At 64.1% G+C, this 21,712-nt stretch carries 22 protein-coding genes and 1 pseudogene; 12 read left to right on the top strand and 11 right to left on the bottom strand.

Annotated elements, in window-relative coordinates:
• Positions 1-16: 16 nt before the first annotated feature.
• The gene (trmY, locus tag Lysil_RS12835) at positions 17-610 is read right to left on the bottom strand and encodes a tRNA (pseudouridine(54)-N(1))-methyltransferase TrmY (RefSeq protein WP_103075918.1); all 594 of its coding nucleotides are present in this window, start codon (positions 608-610) and stop codon (positions 17-19) included.
• Positions 611-694: 84 nt separating this feature from the next.
• A complete protein-coding gene (locus Lysil_RS12830; protein WP_103075917.1) occupies positions 695-1,168 on the bottom strand; it encodes a hypothetical protein in 474 nt (157 codons plus the stop codon).
• A gap of 229 nt (positions 1,169-1,397) precedes the next feature.
• Here Lysil_RS12830 and Lysil_RS12825 point away from each other — a divergent pair, with 229 nt between their 5' ends.
• Positions 1,398-2,945, top strand: coding sequence for a hypothetical protein (locus Lysil_RS12825; RefSeq protein ID WP_103075916.1), 1,548 nt, complete (start codon positions 1,398-1,400; stop codon positions 2,943-2,945).
• Here Lysil_RS12825 and Lysil_RS12820 read toward each other — a convergent pair.
• Positions 2,942-3,784: a class I SAM-dependent methyltransferase gene (locus Lysil_RS12820; protein ID WP_103075915.1), complete on the bottom strand. Its 843-nt coding sequence runs from the start codon at positions 3,782-3,784 to the stop codon at positions 2,942-2,944. The genes Lysil_RS12825 and Lysil_RS12820 overlap by 4 nt on opposite strands.
• Before the next feature lie 104 nt (positions 3,785-3,888).
• Between Lysil_RS12820 and Lysil_RS12815 the strand changes: the two genes are divergently transcribed.
• Positions 3,889-4,359: a YehS family protein gene (locus Lysil_RS12815; RefSeq protein WP_103075914.1), complete on the top strand. Its 471-nt coding sequence runs from the start codon at positions 3,889-3,891 to the stop codon at positions 4,357-4,359.
• 11 nt (positions 4,360-4,370) lie between these two features.
• On the opposite strand, the pseudogene Lysil_RS12810 reads toward Lysil_RS12815, so the two are convergent.
• Positions 4,371-4,916: pseudogene (locus tag Lysil_RS12810) on the bottom strand (RNA-binding protein); the annotation flags it as partial.
• Between the two features lie 103 nt (positions 4,917-5,019).
• Here Lysil_RS12810 and Lysil_RS12805 point away from each other — a divergent pair.
• Entirely contained in the window at positions 5,020-5,877 is an 858-nt protein-coding gene (locus Lysil_RS12805) for a PA4780 family RIO1-like protein kinase (RefSeq protein WP_103075912.1), read from the top strand.
• Between the two features lie 27 nt (positions 5,878-5,904).
• On the opposite strand, the gene Lysil_RS13455 is transcribed toward Lysil_RS12805, so the two are convergent.
• Together Lysil_RS13455 and dbpA are read right to left on the bottom strand one after the other, a co-directional pair.
• The gene (locus Lysil_RS13455) at positions 5,905-6,045 is read right to left on the bottom strand and encodes a hypothetical protein (RefSeq protein ID WP_165782494.1); all 141 of its coding nucleotides are present in this window, start codon (positions 6,043-6,045) and stop codon (positions 5,905-5,907) included.
• Positions 6,046-6,100: 55 nt separating this feature from the next.
• Positions 6,101-7,489 (bottom strand): ATP-dependent RNA helicase DbpA, encoded by a 1,389-nt coding sequence (gene dbpA / locus Lysil_RS12800; protein WP_103075911.1) that lies wholly within the window; start codon positions 7,487-7,489, stop codon positions 6,101-6,103.
• 54 nt (positions 7,490-7,543) lie between these two features.
• On the opposite strand from dbpA, the gene Lysil_RS12795 reads away from it, so the two are divergent.
• The 7 genes from Lysil_RS12795 (at position 7,544) to Lysil_RS12765 (ending at position 12,726) form a co-directional block, all read left to right on the top strand.
• Positions 7,544-8,389: an alpha/beta hydrolase gene (locus tag Lysil_RS12795; protein ID WP_129588441.1), complete on the top strand. Its 846-nt coding sequence runs from the start codon at positions 7,544-7,546 to the stop codon at positions 8,387-8,389.
• Positions 8,386-8,829 carry a helix-turn-helix transcriptional regulator gene (locus Lysil_RS12790; protein WP_103075909.1) on the top strand — a complete coding sequence of 148 codons (444 nt, stop codon included), beginning with the start codon at positions 8,386-8,388 and terminating at the stop codon, positions 8,827-8,829. The genes Lysil_RS12795 and Lysil_RS12790 overlap by 4 nt, the downstream gene beginning before the upstream one ends.
• Before the next feature lie 33 nt (positions 8,830-8,862).
• A complete protein-coding gene (locus tag Lysil_RS12785; protein ID WP_103076066.1) occupies positions 8,863-9,273 on the top strand; it encodes a VOC family protein in 411 nt (136 codons plus the stop codon).
• Positions 9,274-9,306: 33 nt separating this feature from the next.
• Positions 9,307-9,783 carry an iron chaperone gene (locus tag Lysil_RS12780; RefSeq protein WP_103075908.1) on the top strand — a complete coding sequence of 159 codons (477 nt, stop codon included), beginning with the start codon at positions 9,307-9,309 and terminating at the stop codon, positions 9,781-9,783.
• Positions 9,784-10,992 (top strand): glycoside hydrolase family 18 protein, encoded by a 1,209-nt coding sequence (locus tag Lysil_RS12775; protein WP_240600577.1) that lies wholly within the window; start codon positions 9,784-9,786, stop codon positions 10,990-10,992. It begins immediately after the preceding gene.
• Between the two features lie 67 nt (positions 10,993-11,059).
• Complete coding sequence (locus tag Lysil_RS12770) at positions 11,060-11,983, top strand: M14 family metallopeptidase (RefSeq protein WP_103075907.1); 924 nt, start codon at positions 11,060-11,062, stop codon at positions 11,981-11,983.
• Complete coding sequence (locus tag Lysil_RS12765; RefSeq protein WP_240600575.1) at positions 11,980-12,726, top strand: queuosine precursor transporter; 747 nt, start codon at positions 11,980-11,982, stop codon at positions 12,724-12,726. Before Lysil_RS12770 ends, Lysil_RS12765 begins: the two co-directional genes overlap by 4 nt.
• Here the strand turns inward: Lysil_RS12765 and ppx are convergent, their stop codons facing one another.
• The 5 genes from ppx to Lysil_RS12740 all read right to left on the bottom strand — a co-directional run bounded on the left by ppx (position 12,727) and on the right by Lysil_RS12740 (position 20,141).
• Complete coding sequence (ppx, locus tag Lysil_RS12760; protein WP_103075905.1) at positions 12,727-14,259, bottom strand: exopolyphosphatase; 1,533 nt, start codon at positions 14,257-14,259, stop codon at positions 12,727-12,729.
• Between the two features lie 39 nt (positions 14,260-14,298).
• Positions 14,299-16,392, bottom strand: coding sequence for a polyphosphate kinase 1 (gene ppk1 / locus Lysil_RS12755; RefSeq protein WP_103075904.1), 2,094 nt, complete (start codon positions 16,390-16,392; stop codon positions 14,299-14,301).
• The gene (gene phoR, locus Lysil_RS12750) at positions 16,389-17,693 is read right to left on the bottom strand and encodes a phosphate regulon sensor histidine kinase PhoR (protein ID WP_103075903.1); all 1,305 of its coding nucleotides are present in this window, start codon (positions 17,691-17,693) and stop codon (positions 16,389-16,391) included. The genes ppk1 and phoR overlap by 4 nt, the downstream gene beginning before the upstream one ends.
• A gap of 11 nt (positions 17,694-17,704) precedes the next feature.
• Complete coding sequence (gene phoB / locus Lysil_RS12745; RefSeq protein ID WP_103076064.1) at positions 17,705-18,409, bottom strand: phosphate regulon transcriptional regulator PhoB; 705 nt, start codon at positions 18,407-18,409, stop codon at positions 17,705-17,707.
• 88 nt (positions 18,410-18,497) lie between these two features.
• Positions 18,498-20,141, bottom strand: a complete 1,644-nt coding sequence (locus Lysil_RS12740; RefSeq protein WP_103075902.1) for a M48 family metalloprotease — start codon at positions 20,139-20,141, stop codon at positions 18,498-18,500.
• Positions 20,142-20,259: 118 nt separating this feature from the next.
• Between Lysil_RS12740 and grxC the strand changes: the two genes are divergently transcribed.
• The gene (gene grxC, locus Lysil_RS12735) at positions 20,260-20,520 is read left to right on the top strand and encodes a glutaredoxin 3 (protein WP_103075901.1); all 261 of its coding nucleotides are present in this window, start codon (positions 20,260-20,262) and stop codon (positions 20,518-20,520) included.
• A 104-nt stretch (positions 20,521-20,624) separates the two neighbouring features.
• Entirely contained in the window at positions 20,625-21,632 is a 1,008-nt protein-coding gene (locus tag Lysil_RS12730; RefSeq protein WP_103075900.1) for an isocitrate dehydrogenase, read from the top strand.
• Positions 21,633-21,712: the final 80 nt, after the last annotated feature.

The raw sequence follows: 21,712 nt of genomic DNA, 5'->3' as shown, positions 1-21,712 counted from the left end.
ATATCGGATGGCCACGCTACCGCTGATCCAACTCATAATGAATCAACACCACACACTGCGACGCAAACAGCATCTTTGATCCCAGCGTGATTTTCTTTGCGCCGAGGCGTTCAAGGCTATGGAAGGTCTTTTTCGGCATCGGGATGTGGTCGGTCAGCAGGAAGCAGGGATTGCCCTCGAACACCTGCTCGCGGATTGGTGCGCCTTTCCTGTCCATCACGAAGAGTTGGTGATCTTCGGCGAGTTCCTGCACCAGTCGCTCGAAGCTCACCGTGCGCACGGTGACGCCCGATTCCACCGGTCGCGTTTCTTCCTTGCCCATTCCCCTGGAGACATCCAGCGCGTTGGCGATCTTGCCCAGCAGCGCGCGCTCGTCGAAGCCGCCGATGTCATGCATGGCATCGGGTTCGAAGCGGATCGTGCGGGAGAAATCCTGGGTGCTTTCCAACACCAGGTAGACCGTGACATCCGGGCGGTGCGACTGGGCCACGAAGACAGCGTTCATCAGCGTATGCGCGAGGATTTCGGTATGGGCCTCCTTGCCAATGGATGCCAGCAGTTTCTGGCTGTCCGTGGGTGCCGCCCGTGCTCTCAGTACGAAGGTTCGCATGTGTGTCCTGGCTGATGAGTCGTCGCATGCGGCACATGACTCGCCGCCGATCTCATCATGCCAGCGTGGGACGAAAGAGTGGAACTACCAGCTGCGGCGAGCACGCCCAGGGCCACTGCTGCCCTGGCCGATGCTGATACTCACGCCGACGTCGTGCGCGTTGCCTTCATTGTTGTAATAGCGCTTGCAGGTATTGAGTTGGGCGGCCTGGAAGTTGCTATTGCCGAAGCGGTTGGAATAACCGACGCCAACCGTGGCACTGCCATGCGGCTTGCCGTCGCAGGTATCCACGCGTTCGAGGGTATTTGTCGGTGCAGCGAAGCGTTTGGCCGGATCGTAGGGATAGCTGCCGGCCGGCATGGTGCTGCGGGTTTCCGGGACGCCGCTGGCGTCGCCACGCGGATCGGTGGGCGCGTAGGAATAGGTCGGCTGGTTGGGCAGGGAGAGATCGAGTGCCTTCGCGGACGCTGAAGATGCGGAATCGGACTGGCCGCCGCCTGCAGCCAGAGCCGGCGAGGTGGCGATCATCAAGAGCACCAGGGGCAGGATCTGCTTCACCGCGTCACTCCTGGATGCCTGCCGGGATGGAGGTCATGGCAACACGCTAGCAACACCCGGTTGAATGCCTGCTGTCTTCCCTGCAATACCTGCCGTGGATCTGCTCTGGTGTGATGTCGATCCGGGTATTGAGCCGACTCTCGTCACTTTGCCTGCAAGTTCCGTTGGCGGGGATATTCATTCGACGGATTCGATGCAACTATCGCGATATCCATCGGGGGAGATCTGCATGCGGCATTTCGTTTCGGGCGCGTTCGCCTTGCTGTGCCTGTGTTCGATATCGGGTATTGCACGCGCAGCGGAGCCCCAGTTCGCGTATTGCTCGGTCAACGATGCCGGCGGACGCAATATCTGGGTGTCGCAGATTTTTCCGGCGCCGCCGAATACCGACCCGCTGGGCAACGAACTCGCGACCGAATTCCATGCCTATGTCGGGACGCTCGGTGGTTCGGGCGACAAGTCGTGCGTGGTTGCGCCGCGCCAGGCACTCGAGGATTTGCGGGTGAAGATCGCCGGAATCATGGGCAGGCGATCGTTCGGCATCCGCGTCTACAAATGGCATGACGTGCAGTGGATGCCCAGCGCGGCGATGTATGCGCGAACCGCGCCGGCGCCAGCCGTTGCCAGCGACAGCTACGTCTATTGCCGGACGGCGGATTCCGATGTGCGCAAACTGGTCACCAGTGCCGTCTTCACTGCAACACTGCCAGCGAGGAGCAACGGCGAGTATTACGGTACGTTGACCCGTTACGCGCAGGCATTCGCCCGCAGCGCGGCAGCCAGCTACGGCGTCGCGCCGGACGCGCTGTGCATCGGCAGCGACACCCAGGCCGAAGCGGACAAGAGTCGCAACGATTATCGCCATGCGTTCCCGTTCACTGGCATCAAGATCATCGAGATGCCATGGACGCCGGACCCGGCGCTGGCGTCGCCGCCCGCGGCTGCGGTGCAGCGATCAATGCCTGTCGCCAACGCTCCCGCGAATGCAAAGCCCGCGGCAGGTGCCAGTGATGATGTCGAAGCCGAGTTCTGGGGCCGCATCGGCAAGAGCAGGCAGATCGCCGATTACAAGGATTATCTGGCGGCATTCCCGCAGGGACGCCACGCCCCGATCGCGCGGATGGAAATCAGGCGCCTCGGTGGCACGGTCGATGCGAATGTGGCGGCCCCCGCAGCTCCAGTCGTGCAGGCGCCACAGGTTCCTACCGATGACGATGCATTGTCACGACGCGTCGCGAGTGAAAAGTTCTTCCAGATTCCGGCAGGAAACGGCGTGCCCATCGAGCGGTCCGGAACGCGCATGATCGGCACGATTCCGGTGTTGACCAAGGTGCAGGTGCGGCGTACGGCGGGCGGCAATCAGTGCCAGCTTCGTAGCGAATCGACGGCGGGCAGCGGGGGCACGTCGGCGACGACCACCGTGGATGGATCGGCTTGGGCGGGACTGTTGCCGCTGGACTCGGCGATTCACTCAGCCAGTGCATACGGCGCGAGCGAATTCACCGTCCACACTGTTTCCGTCGACGCGTTGCAGGGGCAGCCGTTCCCGCTGGTCGAGGGTGGCACGTTCGGCTACACCTTTGTCCAGAAAACCGTCATGGCGACCGGCAATCCGATCGAATCCACGATCACGACACAGTGCATGGTGGGCGCCACGGCCTCGGGCACGTTGCAATGCACGCAGACGTTCTCCAACCCGGGGTTGAAGCCGCAGCAGTTGCGGATGCATTGGGATGGCGCGGTCGGTTGCTTCGTGCAGGATCTCGGCAATCCCTAACGCTTCACCGCCAATACCCCGTCCAGCGCCAGCTCCGCCTTGAAGCCGGCTTTTTCCAGTCGTTTCTGCACTTCGCGCGGCACGTCACGGCCGCTGGTGAGTTTGTTCGGACTGCCGGTGTAGTGGAACAGCCGGCCGCCACGCCGCAACACCCGCGCCAGTTGATCATAGAACGCCTGCGAATACAGTTCGCCGGCGATGCCGAAGCGTGGGGGATCGTGCAGCACGGCATCGAACGACGCTGCAGGCAGTTGCGAGATCGCCAGCGAGACATCGCCATGCGCGAGTTGCAAGCGGCCGCCACTGGCGGGCGCATCGGGATCGGGTGACCACGGATTGAGCGTCCGCAGCCACAGCACGTCTTCGTTCTTCTCGAACGACTGGATGCGGGCGACACCAGCATCGAGGCAGCAGGCAGCGAAATAACCAAGTCCGCCGCAGGTATCGAGCACCGTCTTGCCTGACGGCTGGATCAGCGTGACCTTGCGCCGGGCATCGTCGAGCGGCGATTCCTTCGAGGTCGGCAGCATCTTGATGCCATCGATCTCGAACGTGGGAACGTCCCATTCGGTCGGCACCAGCTTGATCAGCTTGCCGGCATAGCGCGAGACCGCCGCGAACTCGTCGTCGTGCCACCAGTAGATCGTGCGGTCCTTGAGCTTGCCCGGCCACGGATAACGCACGCCGCGATAGCTCCAGTCATCAGCGGACAATAGCGCCTCGTCATTGCTGCGGCCAAGATCGAGCGAGCCGGCCCACGAATCCGCACCGCGATCGCAGGCAGCGGTCAAGGCGTCGCCGAGGGCGCGGGTCAGCAAGGGGCCGGTGTATCGGGTCAAGCGTAGATCTCCGGAACGGGAGTGCATGCTAGCGCGCATCCCGGACTTGCAGGATGCGACACTAGCGCTCTGTTCCGTTTCGCCATCCGCCGGGCTGCTTCGCCATGATCAACAACGACATCCTCCGCAGCATCCGCTACATGCTCGATCTCAGCGACAACAAGGTGATCGAGGTCGCGGGACTGGCCGATCCCGGGTTCGTCATCGACAAGGATGATGTCCAGGCGTTCCTGAAGAAGGAAGAGGAACCGGGTTTCATCGCCTGCAGCGACAGCGTGCTGGCGCATTTCCTCGATGGACTGGTCATCCACTTCCGTGGCAGGCAGGACGGCGCGCCGCCGCGAGCGGTGGAGAAACGCATCAACAACAATCTGGTGCTGAAGAAGCTGCGCGTCGCTTTCGAGCTCAAGGACGTCGACATGCACCAGGTGTTCGTCGATGCCGGCTTCCCGGTGTCGAAGCCGGAACTGTCGGCGCTGTTCCGCCAGCACGCGCACAAGAACTTCCGCCCCTGTGGTGACCAGATGATGCGCAATTTCCTGAAAGGCCTGACCCTGCGCGTGCGCAAGGGTTAGTCGTTTCGCGCTCAGAAGCGCTCGCCGACCGGCAGGTAGCGCCACGCGCCGACCGGCATCTTCGCCAATCCGACCTTGCCGATGCGCAGGCGCCGGATCGCGACCACGCCCAGGCCGACTTGTGCGCACATATCGCGCAGTTGCCCGCTTTGCACGCCTTTCAGGGCGAAACGCAGGCGGATTTCGTTCTGCCAGCTGACCCGGCACGGGGGCAGGGTGCGGCCGTTGAACTGCAGACCGTGGCTCAGTCGACTCAAGCCATACGGCGCGATCTCGCCGCTGACTTCGACGACGAATTCCTGTTCGATCGTGTCGACATCCTCGGTCAGCCGGCGCCAGATGCGACCGTCCTGGGTGAACACCATCAAGCCGCTGGCATCGTTGTCGAGAGGAACCAGTGGCGTCAGGCGTTGGAAGTGGCGCTTCAATGGTTCGATGCCGGAAGGATCATCGGCCCAGCGGGCGTCATCTTTCACCAATGCCACCGCGGGCATGTTGCCAGCGATGGCGTCGAAGCCAACGGGTTTGTGCAGCAGGATCGTGGCGGGTTCCACCGCGTCCGATGGTTCGGCCCCGCGTTTTCCCCATCGAATCGGTTCGGGCATGGATCATGGGCCGGTAAACGAGACAGGCAGTGTATCGATCAGGCACTCTATTGCGATGAAAACTCCTGCAGGACTGCAAGCGCTGATCGATGACGGCGTGATCGATGGCGTGGTGCGACCGCTCAAGAGCGGCAAGGAAGCCTCCGTATACGTGGTGCGCGCCGGCGACGATATCCGTTGCGCGAAGGTTTACAAGGACATGGCGCAGCGCAGTTTCCGCCAGCGCGTGCAATACCAGGAAGGGCGCAAGGTACGTGGCAGCCGCGAGGCGCGCGCGATCGGCAAAGCCAGCAAATACGGGCGCAAGCAGCAGGAGACCGCGTGGAAGAACACCGAAGTCGATGCGCTGTACCAGTTGCGGGATGCCGGCGTGCGCGTGCCGCATCCCTATGGCTATTTCCACGGCGTGCTGGTGATGGAATTGGTGGTTGATGCCGACGGCCACTCCGCGCCGCGCTTGGCCGAGGTGGAACTGTCAGCCGATCAGGCGCGCGAGTTTCATCGTTTCCTGGTGCGCCAGGTGGTGAGGATGCTGTGCGTCGGCCTGATCCATGGCGATCTGTCGGAATACAACGTGCTGGTCGCGCCCGATGGCCCGGTGATCATCGATTTTCCGCAAGTGGTCAGCGCCGCCGGCAACAATGCCGCGCGCACCATGCTGTTGCGTGACGTCAACAACCTCACCGCTAGCCTTGGCCGCTGGGCGCCGGAGTTGCTGGAGACCTGGTATGGCGAGGAAATGTGGGCGCTGTTCGAGGCCGGCGAACTGCTGCCGGACAGCGAATTGACCGGTGTCTTCGTACACGACGAATCGGCTCCCGATCTCGACGCCGTGCGCCATGCGATCAACGATGCGCGCGAGGAAGCCCTGATCCGCCAGCAGGGGCGCGAGGCGGCAGCCGAGGCGGAGTGAGCGCGGGAACCGCAGTTCCCGATGCCGTCATTCGGCCGGCGGCGGGGTGGTTCCGGGCTTCTGCTTGGCTTCGCGTTCGGCCTGCTTCTTGGCGTCCTTCTCGTCCTGCTTCTTTTTCTTGGCGAGTTCGCGCTGGCGTTTTTCGAAGGAATAGTTGGGCTTGGCCATGATTGGTTCCGTTGGGGATGCGCCAGTGTACCGCGCAGGCCCGCCACAGCCCGGTTCAGAATTGCCGTACGCGGAACTTGCGGCCCTTGATTTTCCCGGCCTGCAGCCGCGCCAGCGCCTTCGTGGCGTGGTTTCGCGCGATCGCGACATAGCTGCGCGTCGGGAACACGTCGATCTTGCCGACCGCGTCGCCCGGCAGCCCGGCATCGCCGGTCAGCGCCCCGACGATGTCGCCGGGGCGCAGCTTGTCGGTGCGACCGGCATCGATCCGCAACGTGACCATCGGCGCCGCCGGCGCGGCATTCGGGCGCAGGCTGGCGAGTGCGGGGCGCTGCCAGCGTGGTTTGATCCCGAGCTGTTCTTCCATCGTCACCACGCGGGCGACTTCGCGCGCGCCGCACAGGCTCATCGCCAGGCCGCTGCGGCCGGCGCGTCCGGTGCGACCGATGCGATGCAGATAGGTGTCGGGATCGGTCGGGAAGTCGTAATTGACCACGGCGCCGAGATCGTCGATGTCGAGTCCGCGCGCGGCGACGTCGCTGGCGACCAGCACATTGCAGCTGCGGTTGGCGAAGCGCACCAGCACTTCGTCGCGGTCGCGCTGTTCCATCTCGCCGTGCAATGGCAGCGCGGAGAATCCGAGGTGGGCGAGCGAGGCGGCGACATCATCGACATCACGACGCATGTTGCAGAACACCACCGCCGAACCGGGATCGTGCTGCAGCAACAGACCGGCGAGGGCGGCGGGTTTCTGCGCCGGTTCCACCTCGAAAAACAATTGTTCGATCACCGGGCGCTGGGCAATGTCGCCGACGGTCACTTCCAGCGCATCGTGGGTCAGGCCATGTCCGATGGCGCGGATCGCGTCCGGATATGTCGCCGAGAACAGCAGGCTCTGGCGCGTCTTCGGCAGTTTGCCGGCGATTTCGCGGATCGCATCCTCGAAGCCCATGTCGAGCATGCGGTCGGCTTCGTCCAGCACCAGCACACTGACGCTGCGCAGGTCGAGCACCCGCTTGCGCATCAGTTCCTGTACGCGGCCGGGGGTTCCAACCACCACCTGCGGCGCGTGCTGCGCCAGCGAGGCGAGCTGCGGCGCCAGCGCGGTGCCGCCGGTGAAGATCGACAGTTTGAGATTGGCGATGCCGGTGGCGAGCTTGCGAATGTGCTTGCCGACCTGGTCGGCCAATTCGCGGGTCGGACACAACACCAAAGCCTGCACGCCAGCCTGCGTCGGGTCGATCCGGTGCAGCAGCGCGAGTCCGAACGCGGCGGTCTTGCCGCTGCCGGTCGGCGCCTGCGCGATCAGGTCGCGGCCTTCGATCAGCGCGGGCAAGGCCTGCGCCTGGATCGGCGTCATCCGCACATGGCCCAAGGCGTCGAGGCCCTGGAACAATTCGGGCTTCAACGGCAAGGTGGTGAATTCGGGGGCGGCGTCGGTCATGCGTCATGATACGGTGTCGCCGATCGCGGTTTTTGATTCCGTCAGGAGAACGGCGTGCGCCACCTATTCGCGATAGTGCTGCTGCTGTTCATCCCTTGCGCACGCGCGCAGACGACAGTGAGGTTGTGGCCGGGCGCGGCGCCGGGGACCGGCCATTGGGCGCAGCACGAGCAGACCATCACCGGGACGCCGGTCGGCACCATCATCATCAACGTGACCGAACCGACATTGACGGCGTACCTGCCGGACAAGGGCAAGGCGACCGGCGCCGGGGTGATCATTGCGCCCGGAGGCGCGTTCGTCGCGCTCGCGGTCGGGCTCGAGGGCGAAAACGTGGCGCGCTGGCTGCAACAACGCGGCATCGCCGCCTTCGTGCTCAAGTACCGCATTCCGGAAAAACGTGGCCAGGGCATACCCGACGACATGGACATGGATGCGGCGGCGAAGTACGGTACCCAGGATGCATTGCGCGCGCTTGCGCTGGTGCGCGAACACGCGATGGAATGGGGCGTCGCTCCGGGCAAACTCGGCATTCTCGGATTTTCGGCGGGCGCGATGGTCGCGAGCAACACCGCGCTGCAATCCGATGTCCGGACGCGACCCGACTTCGTGGCCTTGCTCTACGGTGCACCATTCGGTGTGATGCCGGCGATTCCGAAAGCACTGCCACCGATATTCATGGCCTGGGCGCAGGATGATCCGGTGGCGTTGCCGCAGATCGAGCGCTTCCACATGGCACTGGATGCCGCGGGCATGAAGCCGGAAGCACACATATTCGCCACTGGCGGCCATGGCTTCGGCATGAAACACCAAGGGACCAGCAGCGATCACTGGCCGGAAGAATTCCGTGATTGGCTGGTGGCTCGGAAATTCGTGCCGGCGGAGCCGTCAACGCCATGACCGGCCGATCCCCTGATGCGGTGTTCCTGCGCGATCTCGCGCGATTGCGCCGCGTCCGTGACCGCATGGATCGCGAGTACGCCAAGCCACTCAACGTCGATGAACTGGCGCACGATATCGGCATGTCGTCCGGGCATCTCAGCCGACAATTCAAACTTGCGTTCGGCGAGTCGCCCTACAGCTACCTGATGACGCGCCGGATCGAACGCGCGATGGCGATGCTGCGACGTGGCGACCCCAGCGTCACCGAGATCTGCTTCGCGGTTGGCTGCGCGTCGCTGGGCACGTTCACCACGCGCTTCACCGAACTGGTCGGCGTCTCGCCCGGCGTGTATCGGCGTGAAGCCGCGCTGGCGACGGCGGGGATGCCGGCGTGCGTGGCGCGCCAGGTGACGCGACCGATCAGGAATCGAGAAGCGCCGACTCCGGAGTCCACCTAGCATCATGGCTCCACCCATGCAGCGAACATGATCATGGACATCACGATTCATTCGAGTTTCCTCCCGCACCTCGATCCCGACGCGTCACTGGCTTTCTATCGCGACATCCTCGGTTTCGAGGTCCGCAACGATGTCGGCTACAACGGCATGCGCTGGCTTACCATCGGTCCGCCCGACCAGCCCGGCACCTCGATCGTGCTGTTTCCGCCGGCCGCCAGCCCGGGCGTGACCGACGACGAGAAACGCATCATCTCGGAAATGATGGCCAAGGGTACTTACGCGATCATGCTGCTGGCGACGAAAGACCTTGATGCCGCATTCGAACGCATCCAGGCCAGTGGCGCCGAGATCGTCGAGGAACCGACCATGCAACCCTACGGCGTGCGCGATTGTGCCGTGCGCGATCCCGCTGGCAATTTGCTGCGCCTGCAGGAACGCAGCTGAAATTCCGCTCCGAACAGATCCGAGGACATCGACATGAGCCAGACCACCAGGAAAACCGCGAGCAAGATCACGAAGAAGGCCAAGACGGGCGCCAGCCCATCGGAGGGTTTCAGCGCCGCCGAGCGTGACGCGATGAAGGAACGCGCCCGCGAACTCAAGGCTGAAAAGAGCCGGGCAGACGGTGAAGCCGACGTGCTGGCCAAGGTCGCCGAAATGGACGCATCGGACCGCGCGATGGCCACGCGCCTGCACGCCATCGTCAAATCGGTCGCGCCGGGGCTGATGCCGAAGACGTGGTATGGAATGCCTGCTTATGCGAACACGGATGGCAAGATCATCTGCTTTTTCAAGGATGCGAAGAAGTTCGGAGACCGCTATGCGACATTGGGTTTCAACGACGCCGCCATGCTGGATGATGGCGTGATGTGGCCGACGTCCTATGGCCTGAAAGACTTGGGCGATGCCGAGGAAAAGAAGATCCGTGCGTTGGTGAAAAAGGCGGTGGCTTGAGTGTCGCGCCAGCCCGTGTTTCGACGCATGGCGATTGCCTGCATCCTTCTGGCTGGAGGAATCGTTCCCGCCGCACGCGCCGCCGATGCGCCATTGTCGAAAGTCGTCGCCGCCTACTACCCGGGCGGTTCGTCGTCGCGCTATCCGATCGAACATATCCCAGCCGACACGCTGACGCATCTGTTCTATGCGTTCGCGCGGATCGAAGACGGTCAATGCGCGGCGAAGGCGAATGCCGATGCGAATTTCGTCGCGCTGGCGAAACTGAAACGTGAACATCCGAAACTGCACACCATCATTTCGATTGGCGGCTGGGAAGGCGATGGATTCTCGGACGCAGCGCTCACCGACGCCAGCCGCAAGCGTTTCGTCTCGTCGTGCATCGCCGAGTTCTTCGATCACCAGCGCGGAACGTTCGACGGCATCGACATCGATTGGGAATTCCCGGTGTATGGCGGACCGCAGCACATCGCCGCACGCCCCCAAGATCATCACAACGCGACCTTGTTGCTGCAGGAGTTCCGTCGCCAGCTGGACGGCATCGGCAAACGGCGCGGACAACACTTGTGGCTCACCGCGGCCTTGCCCGGTGGGCGCATGGAATCCGCGGGTGCCTATGATCCGGCGAAGAGCTATGAACTGGCCGCGGTGGCGAAAACGCTCGATTTCATCAACCTGATGAGCTACGACATGGGCACCACGTTCTCCCCGGTGACATCGTTCAACGCGCCCATGCGCGAAGTTCCGGAAGATCCGCTTGCTCCCGAATCACGGCGCTGGAACAGCGTCGAAGGCGCGGTCGCGTATTACCGTGCGCATGGCGTGCCGGCGGACAAGCTGGTGGTGGGCGTGCCGTTCTATGGTCGCGGTTATCACGTCACCCGTGACGGCAACGACGGGCTGTATCAACCGTATTCCGGCACGTATCCGGCCGGCGATTGGCGTGTCATCAAGGCGAAGCTGTTGGGCGATCCGCAGTGGCAACAGCATTGGCATCCGGTCGCGCAGGCGCCGTGGCTGTTCAACGCCAAGGAGCATGTCTTCGTGAGCTATGAAGATCCGCGCTCCATCGGAATTCGTGCACGCTTTGCCCGCGACCACGGCTTGCGCGGCGTGTTCACCTGGGAACTGACCGCTGACGACGATGAAGGCAGCTTGCTGCGGGCGATGGCGCAGCCGTTCGAACGGGATAGAGCATTCGGGAAATGAAGCGTCCGCTGCGCATCGCCATCGTCGGCCTACAATGCTTGTCCGGACCAGCTGAGCGAGTAGGTCGATGACGCTTCAACACTTCTATCCCGTCGGTACTCCCGGCCAGCCGTGGGGCGCGGCCGAGAAGGCCGAATGGCGCGCGCGCCAACGCAAGCAGCGCAGCTATGCCGACGACGTGGTGAGCGCCATTGACCGCCTGCGTGAATGCTTCGATGTCTCGGAATACGCTCGCCTCGACGAGTCGCCCGACGGCGTGTACCCGCTGTTCGCGTTGCGCAGTCGCGACTGGAACGATGCCTTGCCGATCGCGCTGGTGACCGGCGGCGTGCACGGCTACGAGACCAGCGGCGTGCACGGTGCGCTGCAATTCCTCGATCGCCACGCCCAGGATTACGCCGGCCGTGTCAACCTGCTGGTCGTGCCCTGCGTCAGCCCTTGGGCGTACGAGCGGATCAATCGCTGGAACCCCGATGCGATTGATCCCAACCGATCTTTCCATCCCGACAGTCCCTGCGCTGAATCGGCGGCATTGCTGGAATTGGTGGCGCCACTGCGCGGTCGTTTCCTGATGCACATCGACCTGCACGAAACCACCGACAGCGACGAATCCGAATTCCGACCTGCATTGGCCGCGCGTGATGGTGCGCCGTTCGAGCCGGGCACCATTCCCGATGGCTTCTACCTGTGCGCAGATTCCGCCAATCCGCAACCGGGCTTCCAGCAGGCGGTGAACGCGGCTGTCGAAAAAGTCACGCATATCGCGCCGGCCGATCCCGATGGCACCATCATCGGCTCCCCGGTGGTCGCGCCCGGCGTGATCGAATATCCGCTGCTGGAGTTGGGCTTGTGCGCGAGCATCACCGATGCACGCTACACCACCACCACAGAGGTCTATCCGGACAGTCCGCGCGCTTCGCCGGCGCAGTGCAATGACGCGCAGGTCGCCGCGATCCGCGGGGCGCTGGACTACGCGCTGGCGCATCCGTGATATCCGCGTCGCCACGCCAGGGGTTTCGCTATTACGACATGCTGGTCGCCGGCATGGTCGCGGTACTGCTGTGTTCCAACCTGATCGGTCCGGCCAAGGTCAGCGTGATGGACGTGCCAGGGATCGGGCCGCTCAGTTTCGGCACCGGCAACCTGTTTTTCCCGATCGGCTACATCTTCGGTGACGTGCTCACCGAGGTCTATGGCTATGCACGGGCGCGCCGCGCGATCTGGGCTGGTTTCGGCGCGATGATCTTCGCCACGGTGATGGCGTGGGTGGTGGTGCACATGCCGATGAGCCCGGCCGAACCATTCAACAAGACGTTGCAACCGGCGCTGGAAGTCGTGTTCGGCAACACCTGGCGGATCGCGCTGGCATCGATGATCGGCTACTGGGTCGGCGATTTCGTCAACGCCTTCGTGATGGCGCGGATGAAAATCATCACCCAGGGCAAGCACCTGTGGACGCGCACCATCGGTTCGACGGTGGTCGGGCAGGCCTGCGACAGCATCACCTTCTATCCGATCGCCTTCCTCGGCATCTGGGAAAGCACCACGCTGGTCAAGGTGATCCTGTTCAACTGGACGATGAAAGTGTTGGTCGAAGTCGTGCTGACCCCTGTGACGTATGCGGTGGTCGGCTGGTTGAAGCGCGAGGAGGGCGTCGACACGTTCGACCACGCCACGCACTTCAATCCCTTCACCTTGCGCGATGAAGGCGAGATCATGCAGCGCGGGCAGTAATCAACCCGCCTGCACGATCAACTTGAACCCGAGGCTGGCGATATCGGCCTGTTCGCCCAGCAAGTCGGCGCGCAATAACGGGCGTTCGTCGAGCCAGCGCCCAGAAAGCTCCAGGCGCATCGTGTTCTTGTCGGCGCGCAACCTCAGGCGCGGAATCGCTTGCCCCTCGTGCGAGCGATGCATCAACACCGCGAGTCGCAACAACACGCACAGTCGTCGCGTGGTCTGGCGCAGGCGTGCGGGCAGGGCATCGAACATCGACTTCGGCAGGCCGCGACGATGGCTGCGCACCAGGATCGCCAGCATCTGCTGTTCCTGCTGGGTGAAACCGGCCACGTCCGAGTGTTCCAGCACATAGGCACCATGCAGGTGGTACTGGCTATGCGCGATCACCAGGCCGATCTCGTGCAGGCGTGCCGCCCAGCCGAGGATCAGGCCGTCGTCGGGATCGAGCTTCCAGCTCTTGTGCACTTGGGCGAACAACTCGGTGGCGGTGCGCTCCACCCGCGTCGCTTGCGCGATATCGACGCCGTAGCGCTGCATCATCGCGTTGACCGAACTGTCGCGCGCATCGTCGCCACCGGCGCGGCCGATCATGTCGTAGAGGATGCCTTCGCGCATCGCCGCCTTGCTGACATCCATTTGCCGAATGCCCAGCGTCGCGAATGCGGCTTCGAGTACCACCACGCCGCCGGCGATCACCGGGGTGCGGTCGTCGGACAGACCGGGCAACTGGATCTTGTTGATGCTGCCCGCGGCGAGCATCAGTTCACGCACGTGCCACAGCGCTTCCGGCGTGATCTCGCCATTGCTGATGCCGGTGCCGGCGCAAATCTTGCCGATCGCCTTGATGGTGCCCGACGATCCCATCGCATCGTCCCAGCCCAGCGCGCGATAGGTGTTGGAGAACTGCTGGAATTCCGCGGCGACTGCGGTCAGCGCCTGCTTCCATTTCTTGCGGGTGAGCTTGCCGTTGGCGAAGAAACGCCGGGTCGTCGCCACGCAACCGACCTGCAGGCTTTCGCGTTCGATCGGTTCCAGCCCGCTGCCGATGATGCATTCGGTGGAACCGCCGCCGATGTCCATCACCAAGCGCAGCTCGCCGCGTTTCGGCGGCTGCGCGTGGGCGACGCCGAGATAGACCAGTCGTGCTTCCTCGCGGCCGGACACCACTTCGATGGAATGGCCGAGCGCGATTTCCGCCGGCACCAGGAATTCCTGGGAATCACGCAACCTGCGCACGCTGTTGGTGGCGAGCGCGCGCACGCGCCACGGCGGGATGTCGCGGATGCGCTGGCCGAAGCGCGACAGGCAATCGAGCGCGCGTTGCTGCACCGGCGCACTGAGCTGGCCGGAACGATCGAGCCCTTCCGCCATCCGCACCATCTCGCGGATGCGGTCGACCACGCGCAACTGGCCCAGCGTGTAGCGCGCCACCACCATGTGGAAACTGTTGGAGCCGAGATCGACCGCGGCCAGCAGGTCGCCGTCGCGCAGGGGCGTGTCAGGAGTGCTGGCGCGACTCGGGCTCATGGTGGGCAAGCTTAGTGGGTCAATCGTGATGGCGCACGATCACGCGTTTGGTGCCGGTCCGTCGATACGTTCCAGCAGCGATAACTGCGCTGCATGTGGCGGCTGCCCATCGACTGGATGCAGGTGCAGGTATTGGCCATCGGGTTGCAGTTCCCACGCCTGCGTGTTGTCTTCGAGATAGTTCGCCAGCACTTCGTCGTAGACGCGCTTGGCCAGCACCGGATCGAGGATCGGGAAGCAGGTCTCGACGCGCCGCAACAGGTTGCGTTCCAGCCAGTCGGCGGAAGAACAGAAGATTTCCGGGTCGCCGTCGTTGGCGAACCAATACACGCGATGGTGTTCGAGGAAACGGCCGACGATCGAACGCACGCGGATGTTGTCGGAGACGCCGGGCACGCCCGGCCGCAGCGTGCAGGCGCCGCGCACGATCAGGTCGATCTTCACCCCGGCTTGCGATGCCGTGTACAGCGCGCGCACCACGTCGGGTTCGTTCAACGCGTTCATCTTGGCGATCACGTGCGCCGGCTTGCCCTTGCGGGCGTGCGCGGTCTCGCGTTCGATGCGTTCGAGCAGGCCGCTGTGGAGGGTGAACGGCGACAGCAGGATGCGCTTGAGCTTCATCGCCGACGCCAGGCCGGAAATCTGCTGGAACGCGCGGTTGACGTCCTCGCCGATGTCCTTGTTGCAGGTGATCAGGCCGATATCGGTATACAGGCGCGCGGTGCCGCTGTGGTAATTGCCGGTGCCGAGATGGACGTAACGGCGCAGGTTCTTGCCCTCGCGGCGGATGATCAGCAGCATCTTGGCGTGCGTCTTGTAGCCGACCACGCCGTACACCACCTGCACGCCGGCCTCCTGCATGCGATCGGCAAGCCCGAGGTTGGCTTCCTCGTCGAAGCGTGCGCGCAATTCCACCACCACGGTGACGTCCTTGCCGTTGCGCGCGGCGCGGATCAGCTGGTCGACGATCGCGGAGTCCTTGCCGGTGCGATACAGCGTCTGCTTGATCGCCAGCACGTCGGGATCGTCGGCGGCTTCGCGGATCAGGTCGAGCACCGGCGTGAACGCGTCGAAGGGATGATGCAGCAACACGTCGCCGGCGGCGACGCGGCGAAACATCGATTCCTCGTCCATCTGCCGCGGCAGCATCGGCAGGAACTTCAGGTCGGGACGATCGCGCACCAGATCGTAGACCTGGATCACGCGGTTGAGATTGACCGGGCCACGGATGCGATACACCGCGTTTTCGGTCAGTTCGAAATTCTGCAGCAGGAAGCGTTCGATCTCGGGCGGGCAGTTTTCCGCCAGCTCGAGTCGCACTGCCTTCAGATAACCGCGACCGACCAGTTCGTCGCGCAACGCGTGGGCGAGATTGTCGACTTCCTCCTCGTCGACGATCAGCTCCGAATTGCGGGTGACGCGGAACTGGTACGCGCCCTTCACCTTCAGTCCGGGGAACAGCTCATCGACGAATTCCGACAGCACCGAGGACAGGAACACGAAGTCCTGGCCGCCTTCGCCGCTGAGATCGGGGATCTGGATGATGCGCGACAGCGAACGCGGCGCGCGCACGATCGCGAGATGGCCCTTGCGGCCAAACGCATCGCGGCCCTGCAACACCACCACCACGTTGAGCGCCTTGTTGAGGATACGCGGAAACGGGTGCGAAGGATCGAGCGCGATCGGCGACAGCACTGGCATGATCTGTTCGCGGAAATACTTGCGCAGCCAGTCCGCTTGCTGTGGCGACCATTGCTCGCGTTGCAACAGGCGGATGCCCTCGGCGAACAGTGCCGGGCGCAGCTCGTCGTAGAAATTGGCGTATTGCGCCTGCACAAGTTCGGCGGCGCGTTCGTGGATCTGCTGCAGCACCGTCGCGTGCGAACGGCCATCCGGCCCTGGTTGCAGGCCAAGGTGTTCGGCGTGCTGCAGGCTGCCGGCGCGGATCTCGAAGAATTCGTCGAGGTTGGTGCAGGAAATGCACAGGTAGCGCAATCGTTCCAGCAGCGGCACCGCGGGATCGTACGCCTGCGCCAGCACGCGGAAGTTGAAGTCGAGCTGCGACAACTCGCGGTTGAAGTAGAGCGAGGCATCGTGCAGATCGGGCTTGACCCGTCGCGTCGATGCCTTCATTCCGCGGCTGGTCGCGGGACGACCCGTTCCTTTCCGAAGTGACATGAAAACGTACTTCCTTTGCCGACCTCGCTATGGATCTCGAGGCGGGCGTCGTGGTGGTTCAGGACATGCTTGACGATGGACAGCCCAAGCCCGGTGCCGCCGGTTTCACGCGCGCGGCTGGTGGAGACACGATAGAACCGTTCGGTGATCCTGGGAATATGCGCGGCGGGAATCCCGTAGCCGCTGTCGGTCACGTTCAGCACCGCGCCATCGCCTTCGTGCGCGAAACGGACGTCGATGCGACCGCCGGCCGGTGTATAGCGGATGGCGTTGCCGATCAGGTTGGAGAAGGCGCTGTGCAGTTCCTTGTTCGATCCCCACAGATCGACGCCGGCGCTGTCCTCGATGGTGATGGCCTGGCGCCCCTGGCTCAACGCCTCGGCCTCGCGGCGCAGCACTGCCAGCATCAACGGCATCGCGACATGGTCGTCGGGCATGCGTTCCTGCGACTCCAGCCGCGACAGCGTCAGCAGGTCTTCCACCAGTTGCGTCATCCGCAGCGACTGGTGGCGCATCTCGGCGAACATCCGTGACGTCTCGGGGTCTTCCTCGGTATCCATCATGTCGAGATAGCCGTGGAGCACCGTCAGTGGCGTGCGCAATTCATGCGAGACATTGGCGACGAAATCGCGGCGCATCTGTTCGAGATGCATCAGCTTGCTGACGTCGCGCGCGATCAGCAGCCACAGGTCATCGGAGTAGTGGATCAACTTCAGGCTGAGATGGACGCCGGGATTGAAGGCCAGCTGTTCGTCCATCAGTGGTTCGGCATCGCGGCCCAGCGACAGCCAGTCCGGCACGCTCAGTTCGCCCAGATGCGTCGCCAGATTTCCGCCGAGATCGCGCGGGTAATGCAGTCCGAGCAGGCGCTGCGCCGCTTCGTTGAACCACACCACGCGGTGTCCCTTGCGTGCCATCACCACAACGGCGTCGGGCAGCGCGGCCGCGGCGGCGCGATAGGTGCGCAGCATCGTCGTCAGGCGTTGCTTGCGGGTCCGCGTTTCATCTTGCTGGCGGGCCAGCAGGCGTTCGGTTTCGTTCCACAATCCCGGGCCCTGCGGCGGATGGATGCGCCGGCGCGCGGCGATGTGGTTGAGGATGGTATGCATCCGCCAGTAGTGCCAAGCCAGCACGCCGAGCGCGGCCAAGGCCAGCGCAGCCCAGAAATGCCCGCTGAGGATCCCGGCCAGCGCCGCCAATGCCAGCGCGACGCCGAGCGGCAGCAGGGTCGCGAGCCAGGCCGAACGAATGCTCATCCAGCCCTGCGTCAGGCCGAGATCGAGAAGCGATAGCCGGCGCCACGCACCGTCTGCACCATGTGGTCGAGCGTGTGCGGTTCCAGTGTCTTGCGCAGGCGGCGGATGTGGACGTCGACGGTGCGTTCCTCCACGTAGACGCTGCCGCCCCAGACATGATCGAGCAGTTGCGAGCGGGTATAGACGCGCTCGGGATGGGTCATGAAGAAATGCAGCAGGCGGTATTCGGTCGGGCCGATCGCCACCGGCAACGCATCCTCGCCAACGGGCTGCGCGAACACGCGATGGGCGGCACCGTCGATGCGCAGGGCGCCAACCGCGACATTGCCTTCCTCGTCGTCCTCGCGCGAACGCCGCATCACCGCGCGGATGCGCGCCAGCAGTTCCCGCGAGGAAAACGGCTTGACCACGTAATCGTCGACACCGGCTTCAAGCCCGCTGACGCGATCGTTCTCCTCGCCGCGCGCGGTGAGCATGATGATCGGCACGTCGCGAGTCATGCTGTCCTTGCGCCAGCGCCGTGCCAATTCCAGACCGCTGGTGCCGGGCAGCATCCAGTCGAGCAGGATCAGGTCGGGCAGGCGATCGGCGATCGCGTTCTGCGCCTCGCGGGCATCGCCGGCATGGACGGCGTCGTACTCGGCCTTGCGCAGGGCAAAGGCGACCATGTCGCGGATGGCGGGTTCGTCGTCGACGATCAGGATGCGCTTCTGCACGGTGTGGCCCAAATGGCGGATCGTGACAGGAAACGACAGTTTATTGACAATACGATGACACCGTCATCGCGAATCGAATTCAGCAAAATTATCTCAATGAATCAAGCGTTTGCCGAAGGTTCTTGTCATCGTTCGGACCTGTATCCATGTCGCGGATGCCCTGTTTGCGCATTTCCAGCACTTCCGGGGTGATGGCGGTGATGCGGGCATCGATGCGGGTGCGGGCGTAGTAATCGAGATCCGGGCGGCGCTTCAGGGTATGGAGCTGGAGCAGGGCGCGCTGGGGATTGCCGTTCAGGTAGGCGGCCTGGGCATACGCCTCGCCGGCACGGATGGTGTCGCCGGCCTGTTCGGCAGCGCGGCCGTAGGCGCTCTGGAAGACGGGATCGTCGCCGCCATCGGCAGTCAGTGGGCGCAGGACCTCGACCGCATGCTGGCCGGCTGCGCGCCCGCCACGCTGGTTCAGGATTTGCGCGTAGGCGATCGCGATGGCGCGGTTGCCTGGCATGCGCTGGATCAGGGCATTGAGGCGGGAATCCGCTTCGGCACGATGGCCGAGACCGTTGTCGGCTTCGGCCATGCCCACCGCCAGCCACCAGTTGTCCGGATGCTTCTGCAGCAACTGCCCGAGTATCGTGCCGGCGGGTGCGTATTGGCCCGCAGCCAATCGCGCGACAGCCTGGCCATAGCGTTGTGCGTCGTTGAGCGGGTGACGGGTCGCCATCCGTTCGTATTCCTGCACCGCCAGGGCTGGCGTGGCCGCGGTGAGCGCGCGCATGCGTTCCTTGGCGAAGTCGAAGATGCCGCTGGCGGCGCGTTGCGACACCTGCACGCGCATGCCGGGCGGCAGCAATGGATTGTCGCGGCTGGCGATATTGGTCACCACCGGCGCGCTGCTCATCTGCGCGGCGCGCGCCTTGGCCTCGGCGATGCGGGTGCCGGTGACCGGATGGGTGAGGAGGTAATCGGGCGTCTGTTCGCGATCACCGCCGCGGTTGGCGCGCATCGCGGTTTCCATGCGCTCGAAGAATCCCGCCATCGCGTTGGGATCGTAGCCGGCGCGTGCCAGCAGGCGGATGCCGACGCGATCGGCCTCGGATTCGTTGCTGCGCGAATAGTCGAGCTGGCGCTGCACCAACAGTCCTTGCGCACCGGCGACCGCGGCCATCGTCGCGTTGCTGGCGGAATTGCCGCCACCACCGGCCTTCTGCGCCACCACGATCGCACCGAGCATCGCCAGCAGGATCGGCAACTGGTCGCGCTGCGCGCGTTCCACCGCGCGCAGCACATGCGATTGGCTGACGTGCGAGACCTCGTGCGCCAGCACCGCCGCGACTTCATCCTCGCGCTCCGCGGTCAGCACCAGTCCGCTGTTCACCGCGACGTAGCCGCCCAATGTGGCGAAGGCGTTGATCTCGCGTTCGCGCAGCAGGAAGAAGGTGAACGGCATGCTGTTGGCATCGCTCGATGCCACCAGCCGGTTGCCAACGCCCTGCAGCCAGTCGCCCAGCAGCGGATCGTCCAGCGTGTAGTCGAAGCGGCGCAACTGCGCCAGCGTCATCGCACCGTATTCGCGCTGCTCGGCCGGGGTGATGATCCGCGCCGCCGACGACCCCATGTCCGGCAAGTGGCCCTGCTGGGCGCGGGTGGCGCCGACGGCGAGCGTGAGTCCGATGGCAATGGCGGTGGGCAGATGGCGACGCACTCGGGAGATCCGGCGGTGGGACTGCATAATCATGTGGCCTGATCCCGGGGCAGGAGTGAATTTGGTGTAAACCGCGCCGGCCAGCGGCTGCAAAACGGGCGCGGAAGCCCCATCATGGACAGGCATTCCCGTCATCGGTTCCATCATGCCCACGCCCGAAATCGTCATCTACTCGACCCAAGTCTGCCCATATTGCGTGGCGGCCAAGAATTTCCTCAAGAGCAAGGGCCTGGAGTGGCGCGAAGTCCGCATCGACCTCGATCCTGTCGAACGCGAAAAGATGGTGGCGAAGGCCAAGCGCACCAGCGTGCCGCAGATCTTCGTCGGCGAAACGCATGTTGGCGGCTACGACGACATGATGGCGTTGCACCGCGCCGGCAAGTTCGAGCCGTTGCTGCAGGCCTGAAAGGCCACGAATCCCGCCGCCATCTGGCATAATTGCGGGATTCCGTTTCATGCGCTGACGCGCCTTTGCGCGCATTCGTCGCGCCCGTACCCGAGGACCCTGCAATGACCCAGACCATCACCGTGATCCGCGGCGACGGCATCGGCCCCGAGATCATGGCCGCCACCTTGCACGTGCTCGACGCGATGAAGCTCGACCTCGCCTGGGAGGAAGCCGATGCCGGCATGGTCGCACTGGAAAAGCATGGTGATTTGCTGCCTCAGGCAACGATCGATTCGATCAAGCGCAACACGATCGCGCTGAAGGCGCCGCTGACCACGCCGGTGGGCGAGGGCTTCACCTCGATCAACGTCACCCTGCGCCGCATGTTCGACCTCTACGCCAACGTGCGTCCGGCGCGCAGTTTTCCCAATACCAAATCGCGCTTCCCCAACGACATCGACATCATCACCGTGCGCGAGAACACCGAAGGCGCGTACCTGAGCGACGGCCAGGCGGTGAGCGAAGACGGCGAAACCGCCACGCTGGTGCAGAGGGTCACCCACAAGGGATCGGAGCGCATCGTCCGCTACGCCTTCGAGATGGCGCGCAAGATCGGCCGCAAGAAAGTGACGGTGGTCCACAAGGCCAACATCATGAAGTCGACTTCGGGCCTGTTCCTGAAGACCGCGCGCCAGGTGGCCGCGCAATATCCGGACATCGAGTGCAACGAGATGATCGTCGACAACACCTGCATGCAGCTGGTGATGAAGCCGGAGCAGTTCGACGTGATCGTCACCACCAACCTGTTCGGCGACATCATCTCCGACCTCTGCGCGGGCCTGGTCGGTGGCCTCGGCTTGGCGCCCGGCGCCAACATCGGCGAGCACGGCGCGATCTTCGAGGCCGTCCACGGTTCGGCGCCGGACATCGCCGGCAAGGGCGTCGCCAATCCCTGCGCGCTGTTGCTCGCGGCGGGCCAGATGCTCGATCACCTCGGCATGCCGGATCAGGCCACGCGCCTGCGCAACGCGATCGTCGCAACGCTGGAAGCCAAGGACAACCTGACGCCCGATCTCGGCGGCAGCGGCACCACGACGAGCTTCGCCGAAGCGATCGCACGCAGACTCTGACGCGCATGATGTCCACGGCAATTTGACACTGCCGCGGGTGGACGCGACAATGCCGCTCGTTTCGCGAGTGTCGTTGCACG

It is taken from the genome of Solilutibacter silvestris (genome assembly GCF_002895945.1).
GTDB classification, from domain to species: Bacteria; Pseudomonadota; Gammaproteobacteria; order Xanthomonadales; family Xanthomonadaceae; genus Solilutibacter; species Solilutibacter silvestris.
Note: the sequence above shows the minus strand (reverse complement) of the source record. Positions and strands in the feature narration are given on the sequence as shown.